The sequence below is a fragment of the Bacteroides sp. 214 genome (assembly GCF_010501015.1).
Classification (GTDB): domain Bacteria; phylum Bacteroidota; class Bacteroidia; order Bacteroidales; family Bacteroidaceae; genus Bacteroides.
This window is the reverse complement of record NZ_QVML01000058.1, coordinates 1-316: the sequence shown is the minus strand read 5'-3', so window position 1 is coordinate 316 and position 316 is coordinate 1. Positions and strand designations below refer to the sequence as shown.

The following is a 316-nucleotide window of genomic DNA, read 5'->3' as shown; positions in this document are numbered from 1 at the left end:
GTTCCTCCGCGTATTTCCATAACGGCGTTCTTGGAGTCTTCAGGATCGGCAGGGACGAGTAACATTTTGATATGTTCCTCTAACTCAGGTATGTCTTCAAATGCTGTTCCCGGTTCTATTCCGCTATCGGAATCGCCCACTGCTGGGTCGTAAATAGCCAGCCGCTGGTCTTTGGTGGCTACCCACAAACGGCGGTGACAGTCTTGCAATACCGCTCTTACTTCGTTGGCTATGGGTGTCTATGCTATGTGGCTTGACCATATTGCTAAAGAAAAGGAAAAGGCGGGAAAAGAGAAACAGCCTTCCATATTCATTA

The 316-nt window shown here is 48.1% G+C and carries 1 pseudogene; it reads right to left on the bottom strand.

The window, feature by feature from the left end:
• A pseudogene (locus tag D0T50_RS13660) lies at positions 1-101 on the bottom strand (PCRF domain-containing protein); the annotation flags it as partial.
• Positions 102-316: the final 215 nt, after the last annotated feature.